At 58.6% G+C, this 17,984-nt stretch carries 17 protein-coding genes; 4 read left to right on the top strand and 13 right to left on the bottom strand.

Annotation, left to right across the window (positions count from 1 at the left end; translation table 11 throughout):
• Window positions 1-9: 9 nt before the first annotated feature.
• The gene (locus ACR0NA_RS11785; protein WP_480451258.1) at window positions 10-387 is read left to right on the top strand and encodes a c-type cytochrome; all 378 of its coding nucleotides are present in this window, start codon (window positions 10-12) and stop codon (window positions 385-387) included.
• Between the two features lie 22 nt (window positions 388-409).
• On the opposite strand, the gene ACR0NA_RS11780 is transcribed toward ACR0NA_RS11785, so the two are convergent.
• Window positions 410-1,267, bottom strand: coding sequence for a LysR family transcriptional regulator (locus tag ACR0NA_RS11780; RefSeq protein WP_480729076.1), 858 nt, complete (start codon window positions 1,265-1,267; stop codon window positions 410-412).
• A gap of 100 nt (window positions 1,268-1,367) precedes the next feature.
• Between ACR0NA_RS11780 and ACR0NA_RS11775 the strand changes: the two genes are divergently transcribed.
• A complete protein-coding gene (locus ACR0NA_RS11775; protein ID WP_170651330.1) occupies window positions 1,368-1,970 on the top strand; it encodes an HD domain-containing protein in 603 nt (200 codons plus the stop codon).
• A 110-nt stretch (window positions 1,971-2,080) separates the two neighbouring features.
• On the opposite strand, the gene speB is transcribed toward ACR0NA_RS11775, so the two are convergent.
• From speB to ACR0NA_RS11715, 12 genes are all read right to left on the bottom strand, one after another.
• Window positions 2,081-2,923: an agmatinase gene (speB, locus tag ACR0NA_RS11770; protein ID WP_480729074.1), complete on the bottom strand. Its 843-nt coding sequence runs from the start codon at window positions 2,921-2,923 to the stop codon at window positions 2,081-2,083.
• Complete coding sequence (nspC, locus tag ACR0NA_RS11765) at window positions 2,920-4,089, bottom strand: carboxynorspermidine decarboxylase (protein ID WP_480729073.1); 1,170 nt, start codon at window positions 4,087-4,089, stop codon at window positions 2,920-2,922. The genes speB and nspC overlap by 4 nt, the downstream gene beginning before the upstream one ends.
• 82 nt (window positions 4,090-4,171) lie before the next feature.
• Complete coding sequence (locus ACR0NA_RS11760) at window positions 4,172-5,395, bottom strand: saccharopine dehydrogenase family protein (RefSeq protein WP_480729072.1); 1,224 nt, start codon at window positions 5,393-5,395, stop codon at window positions 4,172-4,174.
• Window positions 5,396-5,417: 22 nt separating this feature from the next.
• Window positions 5,418-7,307 carry a biosynthetic arginine decarboxylase gene (speA, locus tag ACR0NA_RS11755; RefSeq protein WP_480729070.1) on the bottom strand — a complete coding sequence of 630 codons (1,890 nt, stop codon included), beginning with the start codon at window positions 7,305-7,307 and terminating at the stop codon, window positions 5,418-5,420.
• A gap of 103 nt (window positions 7,308-7,410) precedes the next feature.
• Complete coding sequence (locus ACR0NA_RS11750; RefSeq protein ID WP_480729068.1) at window positions 7,411-8,499, bottom strand: DUF1513 domain-containing protein; 1,089 nt, start codon at window positions 8,497-8,499, stop codon at window positions 7,411-7,413.
• Window positions 8,500-8,502: 3 nt separating this feature from the next.
• Window positions 8,503-9,513 carry an imelysin family protein gene (locus ACR0NA_RS11745; RefSeq protein ID WP_480729066.1) on the bottom strand — a complete coding sequence of 337 codons (1,011 nt, stop codon included), beginning with the start codon at window positions 9,511-9,513 and terminating at the stop codon, window positions 8,503-8,505.
• Window positions 9,514-9,516: 3 nt separating this feature from the next.
• Window positions 9,517-11,007, bottom strand: a complete 1,491-nt coding sequence (locus ACR0NA_RS11740) for a di-heme oxidoreductase family protein (RefSeq protein WP_480729064.1) — start codon at window positions 11,005-11,007, stop codon at window positions 9,517-9,519.
• Between the two features lie 16 nt (window positions 11,008-11,023).
• A complete protein-coding gene (gene bfr / locus ACR0NA_RS11735) occupies window positions 11,024-11,509 on the bottom strand; it encodes a bacterioferritin (protein ID WP_170651338.1) in 486 nt (161 codons plus the stop codon).
• Entirely contained in the window at window positions 11,457-11,750 is a 294-nt protein-coding gene (locus ACR0NA_RS11730; protein WP_480729062.1) for a (2Fe-2S)-binding protein, read from the bottom strand. The genes bfr and ACR0NA_RS11730 overlap by 53 nt, the downstream gene beginning before the upstream one ends.
• Window positions 11,751-11,947: 197 nt before the next feature.
• A complete protein-coding gene (locus ACR0NA_RS11725) occupies window positions 11,948-12,718 on the bottom strand; it encodes a class I SAM-dependent methyltransferase (protein ID WP_170651340.1) in 771 nt (256 codons plus the stop codon).
• A gap of 153 nt (window positions 12,719-12,871) precedes the next feature.
• Window positions 12,872-13,891 (bottom strand): hypothetical protein, encoded by a 1,020-nt coding sequence (locus ACR0NA_RS11720; RefSeq protein WP_480729060.1) that lies wholly within the window; start codon window positions 13,889-13,891, stop codon window positions 12,872-12,874.
• 71 nt (window positions 13,892-13,962) lie between these two features.
• Window positions 13,963-15,234: an imelysin family protein gene (locus ACR0NA_RS11715; RefSeq protein WP_480729058.1), complete on the bottom strand. Its 1,272-nt coding sequence runs from the start codon at window positions 15,232-15,234 to the stop codon at window positions 13,963-13,965.
• Between the two features lie 266 nt (window positions 15,235-15,500).
• Here ACR0NA_RS11715 and tcuA point away from each other — a divergent pair, with 266 nt between their 5' ends.
• Window positions 15,501-16,934 (top strand): FAD-dependent tricarballylate dehydrogenase TcuA, encoded by a 1,434-nt coding sequence (gene tcuA, locus ACR0NA_RS11710; RefSeq protein WP_480729056.1) that lies wholly within the window; start codon window positions 15,501-15,503, stop codon window positions 16,932-16,934.
• The gene (tcuB, locus tag ACR0NA_RS11705; protein ID WP_480729054.1) at window positions 16,924-17,982 is read left to right on the top strand and encodes a tricarballylate utilization 4Fe-4S protein TcuB; all 1,059 of its coding nucleotides are present in this window, start codon (window positions 16,924-16,926) and stop codon (window positions 17,980-17,982) included. Before tcuA ends, tcuB begins: the two co-directional genes overlap by 11 nt.
• Window positions 17,983-17,984: the final 2 nt, after the last annotated feature.

Raw genomic sequence — 17,984 nt, 5'->3', positions numbered from 1 at the left:
GAAAGAAACATGATCAAACGCACGCTCATCCTGTCAACGCTAGCAGCCGCCCTGGCCATGCCCGCCATGGCAGAAGGAGATGCCGAAAATGGCGAAAAGGTTTTCAAGAAGTGTAAGGCCTGCCATGCCGTAGGTGAGGGCGCAAAGAACAAGGTTGGCCCGATGCTGAATGGTATCGTTGACGCCCCTGCCGGTCAGGTCGAAGGCTTCAAGTATTCCGGCGCATTGATCGAGGCCGCAGATGGTGGTCTGGTCTGGGACGAAGAAAATCTGGCCCTGTTCCTGGCCAAGCCCAAGGAACTGGTGAAGGGGACCAAGATGTCCTTTCCCGGCCTGAAGAAAGAAAGCGATCAGGCAGACGTGATCGCCTATCTCAAAGGTTTCTGATCAATGGCAAACCCGGCCTGTATCAAGGCCGGGTTTTTTGCTCTCTGAGGTCCCTGAGGCAACTCAGTACCTCGTCGACCAGCCCGTGATGTTCGTTTTCGGGGCGCACGACCAAATACAGCGGCAACATCAGGTCGCGCGCCGGGAGGACCGGTATCAACGCGCCATCTGCCAGATATTTTTTCACCACATAGGCAGGGAAATATCCCTGCCCGCCGCGTTGCAGAACATAGCGCAGCGCCATCATGCAGTTTCCGAGAAAGATTGTCTGACCCGACGCCTGTCGGGCCGTTGCACGGACGTGGTCCTGATATATCTCGCCCAGCTCCAGATTGACAAAGAGCGAGTCATCCTCACTGCCGGACGCACCCGGCGTTTCGATCAATAGCAGGCGTTCCGGGTTGAGTTCGTGGCACGCCACGCGTGGATCGGATGGCTTAACATGGGTCAGGGCCGCATCCAGAACATGCGTGGCAACCGCGTCGATCACGTTCAGGTCATGATCATAGTTCAGGGTCAGCAACAGCTTCCCGAACCGCTCTTCAAACCGGACAGCAAGATCCACCAGAAGAGGGTCCCAGATGCTCAGTTGCGATCCGAGCCTGAGCGCCACGCGGCTTTGGCTTTGTGCCGGAAGATCTCGTGAAGCAAAGGACCAGAGCGACAACATTTGTTCAGCATAGGGACGGAATTGGCGGCCAAAATCAGTCAAGGCGGTGCCGCCGGCCCCGCGCGTAAACAGGGCCTTGCCGGTCGCTTCCTCAATCAGACGGATTCGGGCGCTGACGGCGGTTTGCGTGACGTTCAGCTTTCGAGCCGCAGCATGGAAGCCGCCCGTTTCGGCAACGCACAGAAATGTTTCCAAGGACTTAGTCTGCATGTGAAAGTATTTTTTGATCGAAGCGATAAAATCAATTTATTTTTTTTGTCATTTAATTGCGTTTAACCTGCCTGAACCAGAAATGCCAAGGGATGCCGCCATGCTTGACAAGAGCCACAAACCGACCTGGACCAGCTTTGGAGAAGCGACCAAGGAAGATTTCCTTGCGGTCATGGATTATGAGGAAGCGTATAACGCTGCGCTGCCTGACCGTATCCTTGATGCGATCCGCTCGTTGGACGAGGAATGGACCCCGTATCCCGTGAATCGTTATCAGCACAGCCTTCAGGCCGCGACGCGCGCCTATGAGGATGGCGCCGACGAAGAGATCATCGTGGCCGCACTGGTGCATGACACCGGCGATATCCTGTCGCCTTATAATCACGGCGAATTGGCCGCGGCAATGATGAAGCCCTATGTCAGTGAGCGGACCCATTGGATCCTCAAGCATCACTGCGTGTTTCAGGGGTACTACTACAACCATCATCTGGGCGGCGACCGAAACGCACGCGACAAATACCGCGACAGTCCCTATTGGGAAGACTGCCGTTACTTCTGCCACGAATACGACCAGTGCGCTTTTGACCCGGATTATCCCACCAAGCCGCTGGAGTTCTTCGAACCCATGCTGCGCCGGCTATTGAACAAAGGCGAAGGCCATATGGAGCTGAACGAAACTGTCGACGACGGCAAGGTCGACTAACGATCAGCTCAGGCGGATCGGATTGGTCTGCTTGAACTCTGCATTCACTGTGGGTGAAACATGCGACGGCGCGGGTTCTGATATCAGAGCCCGCGTTTTGCCGCACAGGATCAGCAGGAGGCCATCAGACGATAAACGATCTGGGCGGTTGTGAAATCCCACGCGGTATCGCCGTTGGGGGCCAGTTCGACAACATCGAAGCCCACGCATTTGCGGCCCTTGAGGGCATGTTCAACAAGGTGCAGCGCCTGATAATACGCCAACCCGCCGGGGACAGGGGTGCCGGTGGCTGGCATGATCGCAGGATCCAGACCGTCGACGTCAAAGCTGACATAGACCAATTCGGGAAAATCTTCCGGCAGGTCGATGGCGTGAATGTTGCCGGTAACCAATTCTTCAGCATCCACGTGAAAAATGTTGTTTTGTACACGGGAATTGGCCTCTTCTGTACAAAATGCACGCACGCCGAACTGGGCGAGGCGAATGCCGTCCTGCGCCAGCAGATGCATGACCGACGCGTGCGAGTGCTTCTCGCCCTGATACGCGTCACGCAGGTCGGCATGGGCGTCGATCTGAACGATGCCAACCGGTTGACCCAGCGCGCGGGCAACGCCTGTGACAGCGCCGTAGCTGAGCGAATGCTCACCGCCAAGAACGACGGGTATTTTGCCCGCGCGGACTGCGGCTTCGGTGCGCTCGGCAAGGCGATCCATGATCTCGGGCAGAGCGGCGTTACAGTCTAGCTCCGCTTCGGTAAAAATCCCTTCGACGCAGGGTTCGGCGTGGCCCGTGATGCGCTCAAGCTCATTGCTGGCTTCAATGATCGCCTCGGGACCTTTGGCAGTGCCCGACCCGTACGAGACCGTACGCTCCAGAGGCACCGGGATCACGCGGAACCGGGCATCTTCGGTGCGCTCGGCGGCGGTTAGTTCACTGTCGAAGAAAATGCTCATGACAATCTCTCTTTGAAGTCTTCATAGCCGAACTGTTTGATGATCTTCAGTTCGTCCGTTTCGCTGTTCCACAGGGCGATGGTGGGCAGAGGGACGCCGTTGAAGGTGTTGGTCTTGACCATTGAATAATGCGCCTGATCGAGGAAGGCAAAGCGCTGACCGATCTCAAGGGGTTTGCACCATGTGTAATCGCCGATCACATCACCTGCGAGGCAGGAGGGGCCACCAAGCCGGTAGGCATGGCCCGCGTCGGCCTCGTCCATCAGGGCGGGGCGATAGGGGGCCTCGATCACATCCGGCATGTGGCAGGTGGCCGAGATATCGGTGATGGCGAGGTTCATGCCATTCACCGGCAGGTCAAGGATTTCGCCGACCAAAATGCCCGCGTCCAGTGCCACCGCCTCGCCGGGTTCGAGATACACGTCGACACCGTATGTCTCACGGATAGTCTTGATAAACGCCACCAGCCCGTCGCGGTCATAGTCGTCGCGGGTAATGTGGTGTCCGCCACCGAAGTTTAGCCATTTGAGTTGGCCCATAAACGGTTTGAGCTTCGGTTCCACGGCGGCCCATGTGCGTTGCAATGGTTCAAACCCCTGTTCGCAGAGGGTGTGCATGTGCAGGCCATCGACTCCGGTCAGGGTTTCGGTGGTCAATTGGCTGACCGGGGTGCCTAGGCGCGAACAGGGTGCGCAGGGGTCGTATTTGGCCACTTCACCCTCGGAATGTTCCGGGTTGATGCGTAGGCCAACCTGTACGCCTGCTGCCTGAGCCTTTGTCAGGAAGCGGTCCTTTTGCGTGGGGCTGTTGAAAATGATGTGATCCGACAGAGACAGAATCTCGTCCATGTCAGCGTCTTTGTACCCGGCGCAGAAGGTTGCAACCTCACCGCCATATTCCTCGCGTCCTAACCGGGCCTCGTAGATACCGCTGGCGCAGGTGCCGCCGAGGTGCTGACGCACCAGCGGGGCGAGGGAGAACATGGAGAAAGCTTTGAGCGCGCTGAGCACATGTGCGCCGGAACGGGTGCCGATTTCGGCGAGGACGCGCAGGTTACGCTCGACAGCTTTTTCGTCGACCACGAAACAGGGTGTGGGTACGCGGCTCAGGTCGAAATCGCGGAAGGCTCCGGCATCGCCCGCTTGGGTGGTCATCATGTCGGACATGTCCAGCGTCTCCGTGTAATGGAGAGGCCGGGGGGCGCTGCCCCCGGACCCCCGGAGTATTTTTGAAAAGATGAAGTCCAGATCAGAATTCGACCGGGCCGTCGAGTTCGTGGACTTGCCATGGCAAGCCGTGTTCGTTCAGCATGTCCATGAAGTTGTCGGGGTCGAGCTGTTCCATGTTCCACACGCCGGGCTCGGACCAGTTGCCTTTCAGGACTTGCGCTGCGCCGATCATGGCGGGGACGCCGGTGGTGTAGCTGACGGCCTGGCTGCCGACCTCACGGTAGCATTCTTCGTGGTCGCAGATGTTGTAGATGTAATACGTCTTCTCACCTGAGCCGTCCTTGGCCTGACCCGTGGCGATGTCGCCGATGCAGGCCTTGCCCTTGGTTTCCGCACCCAGATCACCGGGATCGGGCAGCAGGGTTTTCAGGAACTGGATCGGGATGATTTCCTTGCCGTCATGCATCACCGGGTCGATCCGGGTCATGCCGACGTTTTCGAGTACCTTGGCATGGGTGATGTAGGCGTCACCGAAGGTCATCCAGAAGCGCGCGCGCTCGATCTCGGGGAAATGGGTCGAGAGCGATTCCAGTTCCTCGTGATACATCAGGTACATGTTCTTGGGGCCGATGGCGGGGAAATCGAACTCGACCTTATGGGTCATCGCCGGGCTGTGCTGCCACGCGCCGTTTTCCCAGTGGCGCACTTCGGCCAGCACTTCGCGCAGGTTGATCTCGGGGTTGAAGTTGGTGGCGAATTCCTGCTCGTTCGAGCCGCCATTGGCGTCCAGCACGTCGATCTGGCGGATTGTGTCCAGCTTGTGCTTCTTGAGCCATTTGGCGAAGACCGACGTAACGCCCGGATCGAAGCCCGAGCCTAGGATGGCGGTCAGGCCGGCCTCTTTGAACTTGTTCTGATAAGCCCACTGCCAGTGGTATTCGAACTTGGCTTCATCCTCAGGCTCGTAGTTTGCGGTGTCGAGATAGTGGATACCGGCCTCAAGACACGCGTCCATCAGCACCAGATCCTGATAGGGCAGGGCGAGGTTCACGAGGAGTTCCGCTCCGGTTTCCTTGATCAGCTTCACGGTGTCCGCGACTTTGTAGGCGTCCAGTTCGGCAGTTTTGATGTCGACGCCCACGCGTTCTTTCACGGCTGCGGCGATGGCGTCGCATTTCGACTTGGTGCGGCTGGCCAGAGTGATTTCGGTGAATATGTCCGAATTCATCGCCATCTTGTGCACGGCGGCGTGGGATACGCCGCCCGCACCGACAACCAGTGTTTTGCCACTCAAAGTTCCCATGGGGGTCATCTCCTCTCTGGGGTTATTCGTAATAGGTGTAGCCGTTGATCGAGTCGCGGTACGCGCTCATCAGAGTTTTGCGGTCCTTTGCCATCAGAGTACCGGTTGAGATCGCCTCGTCCACCATTTTACGGAAGGCGGCGACGCAGTCGGCAGGGTCGAATTCCACATAGGACAGGACCTGGGAAATCGTGTCGCCTTCTTGTTCGTGCAGCAGATCGAAGCCGCCGTCGGGGCGCAGGTCAATTGTCACGACATTGGTGTCCCCGAACAGGTTGTGCAGATCGCCCAGCGTTTCCTGATAGGCGCCGACAAAGAAGACGCCCATGAAGTATTCGTCCTCTTCGGGCAGGGAATGCACCGGCAGGCTGGGCGAGACACCGTCAGCCAGAATGAACCGGTCTATCTTGCCGTCGCTGTCGCAGGTGATGTCGGACAACACCGCGCGACGATCGGGCGCCTGGTTCAGGTTTTGCAAAGGCACGATTGGATGCAACTGGTCGATGGCCCAGACATCGGGCAAGGATTGGAACAGCGAGAAGTTGCAGTGGTAGATATCGGCCACCTTCTCCAACTGGTCGTCTACATCTGTTTCCAACTCATCCGATGCCGCCAGCGCTTTGAGGCTGGCCATCAGCGACAGGTAGATGCGTTCGGCGCGGGCCATCTGGCGCAGATCGACATAGCCGCGTCTGAAAAGCGCGCGCAACTCGTTGCGGTAGAAGGTGGCGTCGTTCCAGCATTCCTGCAGGCGGTCGCTGCTGAGATAGCCGTGAACCGCAGCGAGGTCCGAGACCAGATGGTGGTCGTCCGGATCCACCTCGGGGCCGTTGGGCGCGTCGTAGAGCGTGCTTTCCAGTACGTTGAAGACCAGCATCGAGGATGTCGCCACAACCGCGCGCCCGCTTTCCGTGACCAGTGTGGGGTGGGCGACTTCGGCCTCATCCATCGCATAAGCAACGGTTTCGACGACATTGGCGCAGTATTCCTCGACCGTGTAGTTGATCGAGTTCTCTGCGGCCTTCTTCTCGCCGGTATAGTCCACGCCCATGCCGCCGCCGAGATCCAGATGGGTCAGCGGAACGCCTTCGCGTGTGAGTTCGGTGTAGTATCGGCACGCCTCACCCACCGCGCGGCGGACGTCATTGACGTCCTGCACTTGCGATCCCAGATGCGAGTGCTGCAATTTCAGACAATGCAGCAGCCCAGCGTCTTTCAGCTTGTCGACTGTGGCCACCAACTGATCGGTGTTCATGCCAAAGGCCGAACGGTCGCCAGAGCTTTCTTCCCACTTGCCGCTGATCTGGTTGGTCAACTTTACCCGAACGCCGATCAGGGGCTCGATGCCTAGTTCGTTATAGACCTCGATCACCGTGTCGGCCTCTTTCGGGCTTTCCAGCACGATGACCGTGTTAAAGCCGATCTTGCGGCTGAGGATGGCCAACTGGATGAATTCGGCATCCTTGACGCCGTTGCATACGATCAACGCCTCGCGCGCCAGACGGTGGGCCAGAGCGATCACCAGCTCGGGCTTTGACCCGGCCTCGAGCCCGTAATTGTACTTTTGGCCAAATTCGACAATGCGGTCGATGACCTGCGCCTGCTGGTTCACCTTGATCGGGAACACACCGCGATAGCTGCCCTTGTAGCCCACCCGCGCGATGGCATCGCGGAAGCTTTCGTTGATGTGGGCGATTTCGCTTTCCAGATAGCTGCTGATGCGCAGGATCATCGGTGATTTGATGCCGCGCTCGTCCAGGTCTTTCAGGATACCCGGCAGGCTGATTGCCGCGGCATCGGGCGCCATGGGGTTGCGCAATCCGATCTCGCCCTTCTCCGTCACCTCGATGAGGCCCTTGCCCCATTTCTCAACCCCGTAGATGGAATGCGGTGCGTCAGGCGTCTGTTTCAATCAAGTCAGTCCTTGCGGTTCGGGTGGCAGGGTTTCGCGCCCGCCAATAAGGCAGCCGTTTGATTCGTCCAAGTGTAATCTATGTGGCAGGGATTTGCCGAGATTATGCGTGTCGATGTATTGGGATCAGATGGTTGTCCCACTGGCATGGCGCCCGTGCAATGATCCGGGCGCGATCACTGGACAGACTTCCCATCTCACCTGTGCCGGTGGTGAAAATCAAACCATCAGCTCCGGTGCTCAGCCCGCCGACATCTTCCACTGCAATGGTTCCGGCGAATGAGCCATCCCGGGTTCGGAAGTGATGCAGGGCATTGCCGCGCGGACAGGTAATGGCGACGGTTTCACCACCGGTCGAAAAGGCGACACTGCCCGCGTATCCTTGCAACGTGCTTTGTTCGACTTCGGGCGCAGAGAGCAGAAGGGACGGTTCGCCTCTGCGATGCAGGCCCAGCAGGGGCGGGTGTTGCGTCTTGTCCCCTTGCCATTGCAGGGCAAAGGCCATCAGCCCGTCCGCCCGCACCGCAAGGTGGCGGATCGAGTTCTTGTGCATCGCGCGCGGCAGTTCCACCTGCTCCAGTATCCCGCCGGAAAGGTCGGCGTAGGTCAGGTTGGGCTGCATGGTGGGCAGGTTCAGCTTGGTACGGCCGGTGTCCGGATGGGTTTCGATGCCGCCATTGGCAATGGCAATGGATGTTCCACCGGGCATCAGCAGCATCTCGTGCGGGCCAACGCCGCCGGACGGGAACTCGCCTAGTCGCGAGTACCCGTTTTCGGCATCCCAAATGCCAATGATGCCCTCGCCGGCGTCATAATCATTCTCAGTAGTGAAAAGCTGTGCGCCGTCCGTTGAAAAAACGCCATGGCCAAAGAAATGGCGGCCCTTTGGCGCGTCAAGCTGTGCGATTTGCTCGCCTGTCGTGCAATCGACAACCAAAGCAAAGGTGCCGGGACGACGCGCAAAGGCCACGGCCTGTGCACGGAGGGGGTGGGCAGCAGCGGCGTGACCGCGCGCGGGCAGCGGCAGTGAAAAGGTGATCGCACCTCGGGTGTCCAGACCGGCCAGCCGGTACGAGCCGTCGGGGAACAGCGCTGCGGACAGAAAATCCGGTGCGCCGACGGCGGACCACCCTTTGACCGGGGCCAATGTGGCAGCGGCCAGACCGGCAAGGAAATGACGGCGGCTGGTCATGGTTCAATCCCCGTCCAGCGAGTTGAAACCGGCGCTGATGCCAAGGGTCGGGCCAAGTTCGGTCGCGGCAATCGTACGGATATCGTTGATGGATTGCTGCAGGGCCTCGATCCGGAAACGCCCTTGCAGGTCTGCAACCCCGGCAAATGCAGGGTCGTCCAGCGTTTGGGCGTTGTCGATGCTGCGGTTAAAGGCTGCGTTCAGATCGGCGGCGATGTCGGGGTGATCGGCTGACAACAGGGCCGCCAGTTCACGCAGGGCGATCAGCGACAGTTCCACGTGGCGCTGCGAGCGTTCAGAGCGGCGCGCCTCCGCCCGTTTTGGGCGCGGGCGGTCGAACGAGCCCATGGGTCGGCCGAGGCGGGTGTCGGCAGTGAACTCAAGCCCCGCCATCAGGGCCTTGTACAACTCCTGCATCGCCTCATCGCCTGAACGATAGAGGCTGCCTTCGCCGGGCTGCGTCAGTTTAAGTGAATAGCTCTGCCAGTCTTGCTGAATAGCGTCCGCGTTCCGGTCGATATCCGTCGCGATGGCGCGGATCAGGGCGCAGTGATACTCCGCGTCAGCCTGTTCCGCATAGGCGGGGTCGTAAAGCAGCAGCTCCAGCGCATAAAACCCGCGTCCGGCAATCGAGGTTTCGGCAAAAGTGGCGGGGTCTTGCACCACCGGGTCCTTGCTGGCGATCAGGCGAGACAGTGCCTTTGGTGTGAACCCCTTGGTATCCGGCCAAAAGGCCAGCGCAAAGGCACGGTCATCTGTCTCGGTCGGACCGAACCGTAGATGGCTGGCGGATATCCAGGCATCAAAGGCATCACCATAGGCGCTGCGCAGGGCATTCGAATCCGGTGCACAGTCAGCCAAGGCGGTTGCGTTCAGCGCTTCTGCCGTTTCCGCGAGCCGTGCGAAGTGTGGCAGGATGTGGGTTTCGGTTGTTTCGAACAGGATTGGCCCCCGCTCATCGGCGAGGGCCATCACGGGAAGCAGCAGAGCTGCGGCAATGGCAGGTATACGCATCGGTCAGAGGCTTTCGAGGAATTGTATCAGCGCATCCCGATCCGCCTTGGGCATGGACACAACAGTGTCGCGGGCGGATTGTGCTTCGCCTCCATGCCACAGGATCGCTTCGAGCAATGAGCGGGCGCGCCCGTCATGCAGGAATTGCGTGTGCCCCGAGACACGCTCAGTCAGGCCGATGCCCCACAGCGGCGGTGTGCGCCATTCGCGCCCCGTGGCGCGGGCCTCGGGGCGGTAGTCGGCGAGCCCTTCGCCCATGTCGTGCAGCAACAGGTCGGTATAGGGCCAGATCAGCTGGAAACTGTGTTCCGGACGGTCGGGCACGCGGTGAGTGACAAATGACGGGGTGTGGCACGAGGCGCATCCCGCGTCGTGAAACACCTGTTTACCGCGCAGCACCTGCGGGTCGTCCACATCGCGGCGGGCGGGCACGCCAAGATTGCGGCTGTAGAAGGCGACGAGGTCCATGCCTTCGGCGTCGATCTCGTACCCGCGCACATCGTCATCACCATGCGGAGCGTCGATACAGTTCACCTGCGCGCTCGTGCAGTCGCCGTGGGGCGCCGGATAAAGCGAGCTTGAGATGCCGATATCTCCGGCAAAGGCGGCCGCCGATTGTTCCATGATGGTGGGCATACCTGCCTTGTGACCGAACCGCCCCATCATCGGTTTGTCGAACTCGATCGACCAGACGACATTCGCGCGGCCCGAGATACCATCGCCATCCGCATCATCCGGGTCGGTGTTCGCCAAAAGGTCGTCAACTGGAATGGCTTCGAGCAACCCGAGGCCGATCATCTGCGGTGCCACGCGCGGGCTGAGCATGGCATCAGGGTGCAGTGGACCATAGCCCAGATCGGCGGCCTTGTAGGTCGGGCGGCGCAGCGAGGCGGTTTCGCCATCGGAAAGTTCGACCGGGACCTCCTCATAGGTGATGTCCAGCCGGTATTCGGCGGGGTGTCCGGCCAGCGCGAAATCCTGCATCTGGCCGCCATATGTCGGTTCGGGCAGGGTGGCGATATAATCTGCGATATCGGCGTGACCCTCTTTGGCCGTGCCGGGGATCGAGACGCGCAGGAACATCGATACTGCGCTGTCCTCAGGACCGGCCGGAGGATGTCCGCGGCCATCCTTGACATGGCAGCGTTGGCAAGAGCGGGCGTTATAAAGCGGGCCGAGCCCGTCCGAGGCAAGGGTAGAAGAGGGAGATGAAACCCAGATCTTCTTGAACAATCCGTTGCCGACCCTGAAATCCAGCTCCTGCTCGAATTCAAGATTGCCGGAGGGTTGCGAAAACGCGTCGGCATTCGTCCGTGCACGCACGGTGGCGGCACCTGCACTGAGTTCTTCGAACGGTTGCGGCGCGCTGAAATCGGTTGGCAAAGCTGTCGCTGCCGTAATTCGGGCCTGTTCGTCCGGCGTTCTGGGAAGGGTGTTGAGATGGTCGTCCTGCAGCGGAGCTGACAGGGATTGGGTGGCCGCGAACGCGGCCACCGGCAGGAGAATGAGGCTATTCGCCTTCGTCCATTTTTGACGCGTTGAGTTGCGCATAGTTAGCTTCGCCGATCCTTTCAAAGAGGTCGAGCTGCGTTTCGAGGAAGTCGATATGGCTTTCTTCATCGGCCATCAATCGCTCGAACAGAGACATCGACACATAGTCGCCGGCTTCCCGGCAGTATTCGCGCGCTTCCTTGTAAAGAGCTCTGGCGTCGATTTCGGCGGCCAGATCACATTCGAGTGTTTCCTTCGGAGTTTGGCCGATCCGAAGCGGATCGAGCTTCTGAAGGTTCGGATGTCCTTCAAGAAACAGGATTCGTTCGATCAGCTTGTCCGCATGTTCCATCTCTTCGATGGATTCCTCGCGGCTTTTCTTGGCCATGCTGCCAAGACCCCAATCCTCCTGCATGCGGTAGTGCAGCCAATACTGGCTGACCGCCGTCAGTTCATGCCGCAGAGATTTGTTTAGATATTCTATGACCTTGGGGTCGCCCTTCATCTGCACTCTCCTGTGTTACTCCGGCGCGCAGGGCGTGGAGTTGCATTGGGACTTCCAGACTATCGCTTGAGCGCATCGTGTCCAGAAAAAGCGGCATGCAACCGCCACAATCTGCTGATTTTCCAAGGGCATGGTAGATTTTTCCCGGCGTGATCACCGTCTGGGGATCAGCGGTCCTCATCCAGTCAATCGCAGCGCGGATTTCGTGGTCGGAAATGTTTGTGCAATGACAGACGATCATGGCGACTCGCGGGAGTTTGTATTTCTTACTTAATTAGTCAGATTATATTCTGAGGTCCAGAGAAATCTGCCCTCTGCCAAAAGGCCAATAAGAAATGGCTCCGGGTATGCTTCAAATGAGATCGGCCTTTCCCACGAGGATGGAAAAGGCCGATCAGGGGCGAATTTCTCAAGTAGTCGTCGCAGGATATTGATGGGTCATTCCTGCCCGGGAGATTTCGTAATCTCGAACCATTTCCTTGCTGCTGTCTTTTCCCGGATGATTGACAGATTGCTGTATCTTGTTTTCTGCCCTGTCTTTCCTTTGCGCAGCACGGAATAACAGTCGATGAACCAATTCTCGTTCCCCCAGTCGACATTTTCCTGCAGGAGCAATTCAAGCGTTTCCGACTGGTCAATCTGTTGCTTTACCCATTCTCCTGAAACTTCAGGATCGCGTGCATGAGAGGTCACTTTCTGACCTGCCAGTTCCTCGGGCTTGCGTGCATTTGCAAGGTTGCTGTGATGAAAAAACGCAAACCCGTCAGGGCGCAGAACGCGTTCGAATTCAGAAAGATAGGACTCGAGCACGGTTTTGTCGCAATGGACAAGAGAATCGTAGGAAAATATGAAATCTACCGACTGATCAGGGACATCCGTCAGCGTCATGCCGTCATTGACGAAGTATTCGATGTTGTCGCAGCCAAGATCGATCGTCTTCAGGTGCTCGATGCAATTCTCGTTCAGATCAACCGTGGTCAAGCGGTCAGCATAAGGGGCGATAAATCTGGTCCACCGGCCATAGCCTGGCGCCACTTCCAGAACCGAGCCGGATTTCGCCAGAATGGGTTGCAGCCGCGGCAGCAGGTGAAACTTCCAATGGACTTCACTTGTGCCCCAGCCCTTTGACCACGATTCGCCGTGGCTGACCTTTTGATCCCAATGATCCCGGTTGCCCCAGGTTTCTTTATTCCAGTCCAATGTGGGCATATTCGCCTCCGCCACAAAAAACGCCGTTGTTTCAAACTTTTGGGCGACAGGTCGTTCAACCAGTATCCACCCGGTCCCTTAGGTAAGCCCGGGCACTTTGCACTAAATCAGGGCCGTTGCCTACGGCCCTGATCGCTTGGTTTATTTCTTGCCTTAACTTCCGAAGGCGAACACCACGTTGATGCCGAAAATCTGATCGTCGATACCGGCTTCGTCGACAAAGGCGTAGGCGCCTCCGACTGTCACGTAATCGTTGAATTCGTACTCAGCGGCAATTGAAGCCAGATCGGTAACGCCCTGACTGGTCACATCGCGACGGGCAAGCACCCCCGAGATTGTCAGGTTGCCAAAGGCATACCCCGCATTCAGAGTAAGGTATTGTGCGTCATCCGCCGTGCCCTCGAAGTTCTCGAGATAGGCGTATTCGGCGTAGGCATCCAGCGGAATGCCGTCAAAGGAATGCGCAACCGTCGCGACAAAGCCCTTTTCGTCGTCAAAGTCACCCTCTCCGGCGCTCAGATAACGGGCGCCCAAAGCAACGGTCGTGCTGTCGTTGAAGGTCTTGGACCACTGCAGCGCGCCGTTGTTCAGCTTGCCGGTGTTGCCCGCGCCACCGTCGGCGGTGGTGTTGCGCGGGCGTTTGTGGCCAAGGGACTCGCTGAGGACGGTGTCGTCGGCATAGAAAAGGCCGTAATCCAGCACGCCGCCCGCGCCCAGATCGGTGCTGCCGAGGATACCGATCTGTTCCACCAGTTCGTAATCTTCAGCCAGTGAACCGGCGAAAAAGCCATAAGTTACGTCAAAAGCGGAACCAAACACCGGTGTGACCTTACCGGCAGAAACGACCGTGTCGGCAAACCCGAAGGTCAAGGCCAGTTCCTTGACGTAAATGCCCTGATCCTCGAACACGCGGTCTTCGAACGGGTCGGTCAGGGTTTCCGAAGCGATTGTGGCGAATGCCCCGAAGGTTTCGTTGAACTGTGCCGCGCCGGTGACTTCCAGTCGGGCCTTGGTGTCGCTGAGTTCGCGCGTCGGGTCATCCGATTTGAACAGGTTTTCGGATTCAATCTCCAACTCGCCTTCATACGAGAATTCTGGATAGGATTGCGCGTGTGCGGAGGCCGCAAAAAAGGAGGCGGCGCCCACAAGCGCCGCTGTAAGTTTGGTATTCATGTTGTTTTGCTACTTTCTTGAGTGAGTAGCTTGGCTGGCCGAGGGGGTGCTGGCTGAGCTTGGGGATGGAGTTACTGGAAAACGGCGTTGGGGTTGTCCAGGCTGTCCGAACCTTCGAATTCGATCTGGTCGAGCTCGAGTGTTGTCACGATGCGCTCGATGGTTTTGGTCTGATCGACCAAACCGTCCACACCACCCATGATCAGGGCCTCGCCGCCTTCATTGCCTTGTTCGAGCATCTGGTCGTAGGCAAAGCCTGCTTCGGCAGTGGTTTTGATCCGGCCAAGCGCCTGCATGGTATTGGACAGTTTGGTTTTCATCTCGGCGTCCAGTTCCGCGTCGGTGGCCGCAACCAGATCCGACAGCGAGGGGCCGGAAACCAGTGTACCGTCCGCGCGGGCGTATTCGCCCAGATAAACGTTCTGGATACCCAGCCCGTCATAGTAGTGGCTGTTATGGGTGTTGTCCGAGAAGCAGTCATGTTCTTCTTCGGGGTCGTTCAGCATCAGGCCAAGGCGCATCCGCTCGCCCGCCTGTTCGCCATAAGACAACGATCCCATGCCGGTCAGGATGGCGCTGACGCCTGCGGTTTCGTTCTCAAACAGCGCTGCGCGGGCGTCGCCATCGGAATTCCATTGTGCCGCCATCCATTCAAGGTCGCTGACCAGAAGATCGGTCGCGGCTTTCAGGTATTGGCCGCGACGGTCGCAGTTTCCTCCGGTGCAGTCGGCGCCACGGGCATAATCAGTCCAGGGTCGGTTGCCCGCGCCCGTGCCGTGGCCGTTCATGTCCTGACCCCACAGCAGGAATTCAATGGCGTGATAGCCCGTGGCGACGTTGGCCTCGATCCCATCTGCTTCGTGCAGAGTTTCGGCCAGCAGTTCCGGGGTGATTTTACCGGCATCGATGGTTTCGCCCGACAGTTCGAAACTGGGGTTGGCGATCACGTTCAGAACGGCGAATTCGTTCTCGTCGGTTGCACCGCCGTATGCCGGGTCAACATAGTCGATCAGGCCCTCGTCCAGCGGCCATGCGTTCACCTTGCCTTCCCAGTCGTCGACGATGGCGTTGCCGAAACGGTAAACTTCGGTCTGTTGATAGGGAACACGTGCCGCAATCCAGGCGCTGCGCGCTGCGTTGAGGTTTTCGGCGGACGGGTCGGTAATCAGCGCGTCAATTGCGGCTTGCAGAGTCTTCGCAGTGGCAACGCTGTCGTCATACTTGGCTTCGGCAATGTTGGCGTATGTATCCAGTACGTCGGTTTTGGCCGGTGCTGCCGAAGTCGCTGCGGCAGAGGTGGCCAGGATTGCTAGCGCGCCGGTTGTGTAAAGCAGTTTGGACATGGTTTTCCCTTTGTTAATGTTTGGCGCCAGCACGTTATCCGGAGCACAGGGCGTTTCCGGTGATGTAACTGAGAGAATTTGTCGGATATGTCAACCTGAGTATTTTAGTCACTTAATTTTTTGGCGGCGCATATGGCTGAACCAAGTTCAGGCCGGAACGCCGTTTTCTCTGCCGAAGTCATGCCGGTGTTTTTACTGCGGCGAGAAGGTGATCACGGGATTTGCGAAAAACACGCAATTCGAAATGAAAATTGAGAAAATCCCCAATGGTCAAACCGCCCCCGGCGACCTATTCAAAGCATATGTGTGCACTGGGTTCGGACCAATACGATATCGCCGTGATCGGGGGAGGGAACGCCGCGCTTTGTGCGGCGATGACGGCTGCCCGAACCGGAGCTAAGGTACTGATTCTGGAGGCGGCGCCCAAGGATTATCGCGGGGGCAACTCGCGCCACACCCGCAATTTCCGCTGTATGCACCACCAGCCAATGGGGCCGCTGGTGGACGCATATGACGAAGAGGAATATCTGACCGATCTGCTGACCGTTACCGGGGGCAAGACCAACGAAGATCTGGCCCGGATGGTCATCCGCGAGTCCGAAGGGTGCCTTCCGTGGATGGAGGAACATGGCGTGCGCTTTCAGCCATCGTTGTCGGGCACGTTGTCCTTGGCGCGGACAAATGCGTTTTTCATGGGGGGCGGAAAATCTCTGGTGAACGCCTATTACCGTAAGGCCGAAGCGCTGGGCGTGGACGTATTATATGATGCGGCTGTGACGCATCTTGCGCTGGAAGGCGACCGGATTGTCCGCGTTGAGTATTCTTATGGGGGCGATGCGCACAGCATTTCACCGAAAGCTGTAGTTGTTGCCTCGGGCGGATTTCAGGCCGATATCGACTGGCTAACCCGGGCGTGGGGGCCGCCGGCACGCAACTTTCTGATCCGGGGTACGCCCTATAACCGCGGTGTTGTTCTGGCCGACCTGCTGGATCAGGGGGCGGAAAGCGTCGGCGACGCGGATCAGTGCCATGCGGTTGCGATTGACGGGCGGGCTCCGAAATATGACGGCGGTATTGTCACGCGGCTGGACTGTGTGCCCTTTTCGGTTGTCGTGAACCGGAATGCCGAGCGATTCTATGATGAGGGCGAGGACCTTTGGCCCAAACGCTACGCGATCTGGGGTCGATTGGTCGCGTCGCAGCCGGATCAGGTGGGGTATGCGATTATCGACTCGAAGGCGCTGGACTTGTTCATGCCTTCGGTCTTTCCGCCTCTCAAGGCGGACACGCTGGAAGAGCTGGCCGTGATGATGGAATTGCCGCCGGACAGGCTGCGGCAGACGGTGGACGGGTTCAATGCGGCCTGCGGCGACACATCTGCGTTTCACCCGACGCAACTGGACGGCGTGGCCACAAGTGGACTGACACCGCCCAAAACCAACTGGGCACGCCCGATCACAGAGCCGCCGTTTTATGGCTATTCCCTGCGGACGGGGGTGACGTTCACCTATCTGGGATTGAAGGTTGACGAAAACGCGCAGTGTTCGACAGCCAGCGGGCCGATCAGCAATCTCTGGGCGGCGGGGGAAACCATGGCCGGGTCAATATTGGGGCAGGGGTATCTGGCCGGGTTTGGCATGGCCATCGGAACGGTGTTTGGCCGGATTGCAGGGCGTGAGGCAGCCAGACATGCAAACTGATCTGATCCACGAAGCGCGCCGGCAGGCTGAAATCTGCAATGCGTGCCGGTATTGTGAGGGCTATTGCTCGGTCTTTCCGGCCCTGCACGCTAAACGCAGCTTTGCCGACAGCGATATCGTGCAACTGGCAAACCTGTGCCACAACTGCCGTGGATGTTACTACGCCTGCCAGTACACCGCGCCGCATGAGTTCGATCTGAACCTGCCCGGCATATTGGCCGAAATTCGTCGCGAAAGTTGGGAAGATTACGTCTGGCCACAGCCCTTGGCGCGGCGTTTTCACAGTCATGGCGGTGCGATTGCCTTGGCGCTGGTCGCCGGGATTGCCCTGCTGATCTGGGCGATGCAGGCCCTTGGCCCTACGGACGGTCAGGGTTTTTATGCCGTTCTCTCTCACGCCGCGATGGTCGGCATCTTTGCCCCGGCGTTCCTGTTGCCCTTGGGCAGCCTTGCGGTTGGGTTAAGGCGCTTCTGGCGGGATATTGGTGGCGAGCCAATTCGCTTTCGGGACTTTGCCCGCGCTGTTGCACGCGCGGCCACAATCAGGGATCTGGCTGCAGGTCATGGCGAGGGTTGCAACTTCGAAGACGAAGACAGGTTCTCACAAGCGCGCCGATACGCGCATCAAGCGGTGATGTATGGGTTTCTGCTGTGCTTTGCGTCAACCAGCGCGGCCACCGTATTGCACTATGGGTTCGGTATGTCCGCGCCCTACGGGTTGTTTTCGATCCCGAAACTTCTGGGTCTGCCCGGCGGTGTGCTGATGGTGCTGGGATGCGTTTGGATGATTGCGTTGAAACTGCGCTCGGATCCGGATCTTGGTGACCAAGGCGCGTGGTCTGGCGAATTCGGGTTCATCCTGTTGCTGGGTTTCGTGGGGCTCAGCGGGATCGCGTTGTACGTGCTGGGGGCAACCGCCCTGATGCCCGCCTTGCTGGCGCTGCATCTTGGGTCGGTTCTGACGTTTTTCCTGCTGACCCCATACACCAAGATGGCGCATGGGTTCTTTCGACTGGCTGCTTTGATCAGGGACTCGCAGCGGCGGTAGCC

This window comes from Ruegeria sp. C11 (assembly GCF_056537725.1).
The sequence above is the reverse complement of the archived record's forward strand: the minus strand, read 5'-3'. Positions and strand labels throughout refer to the sequence as shown.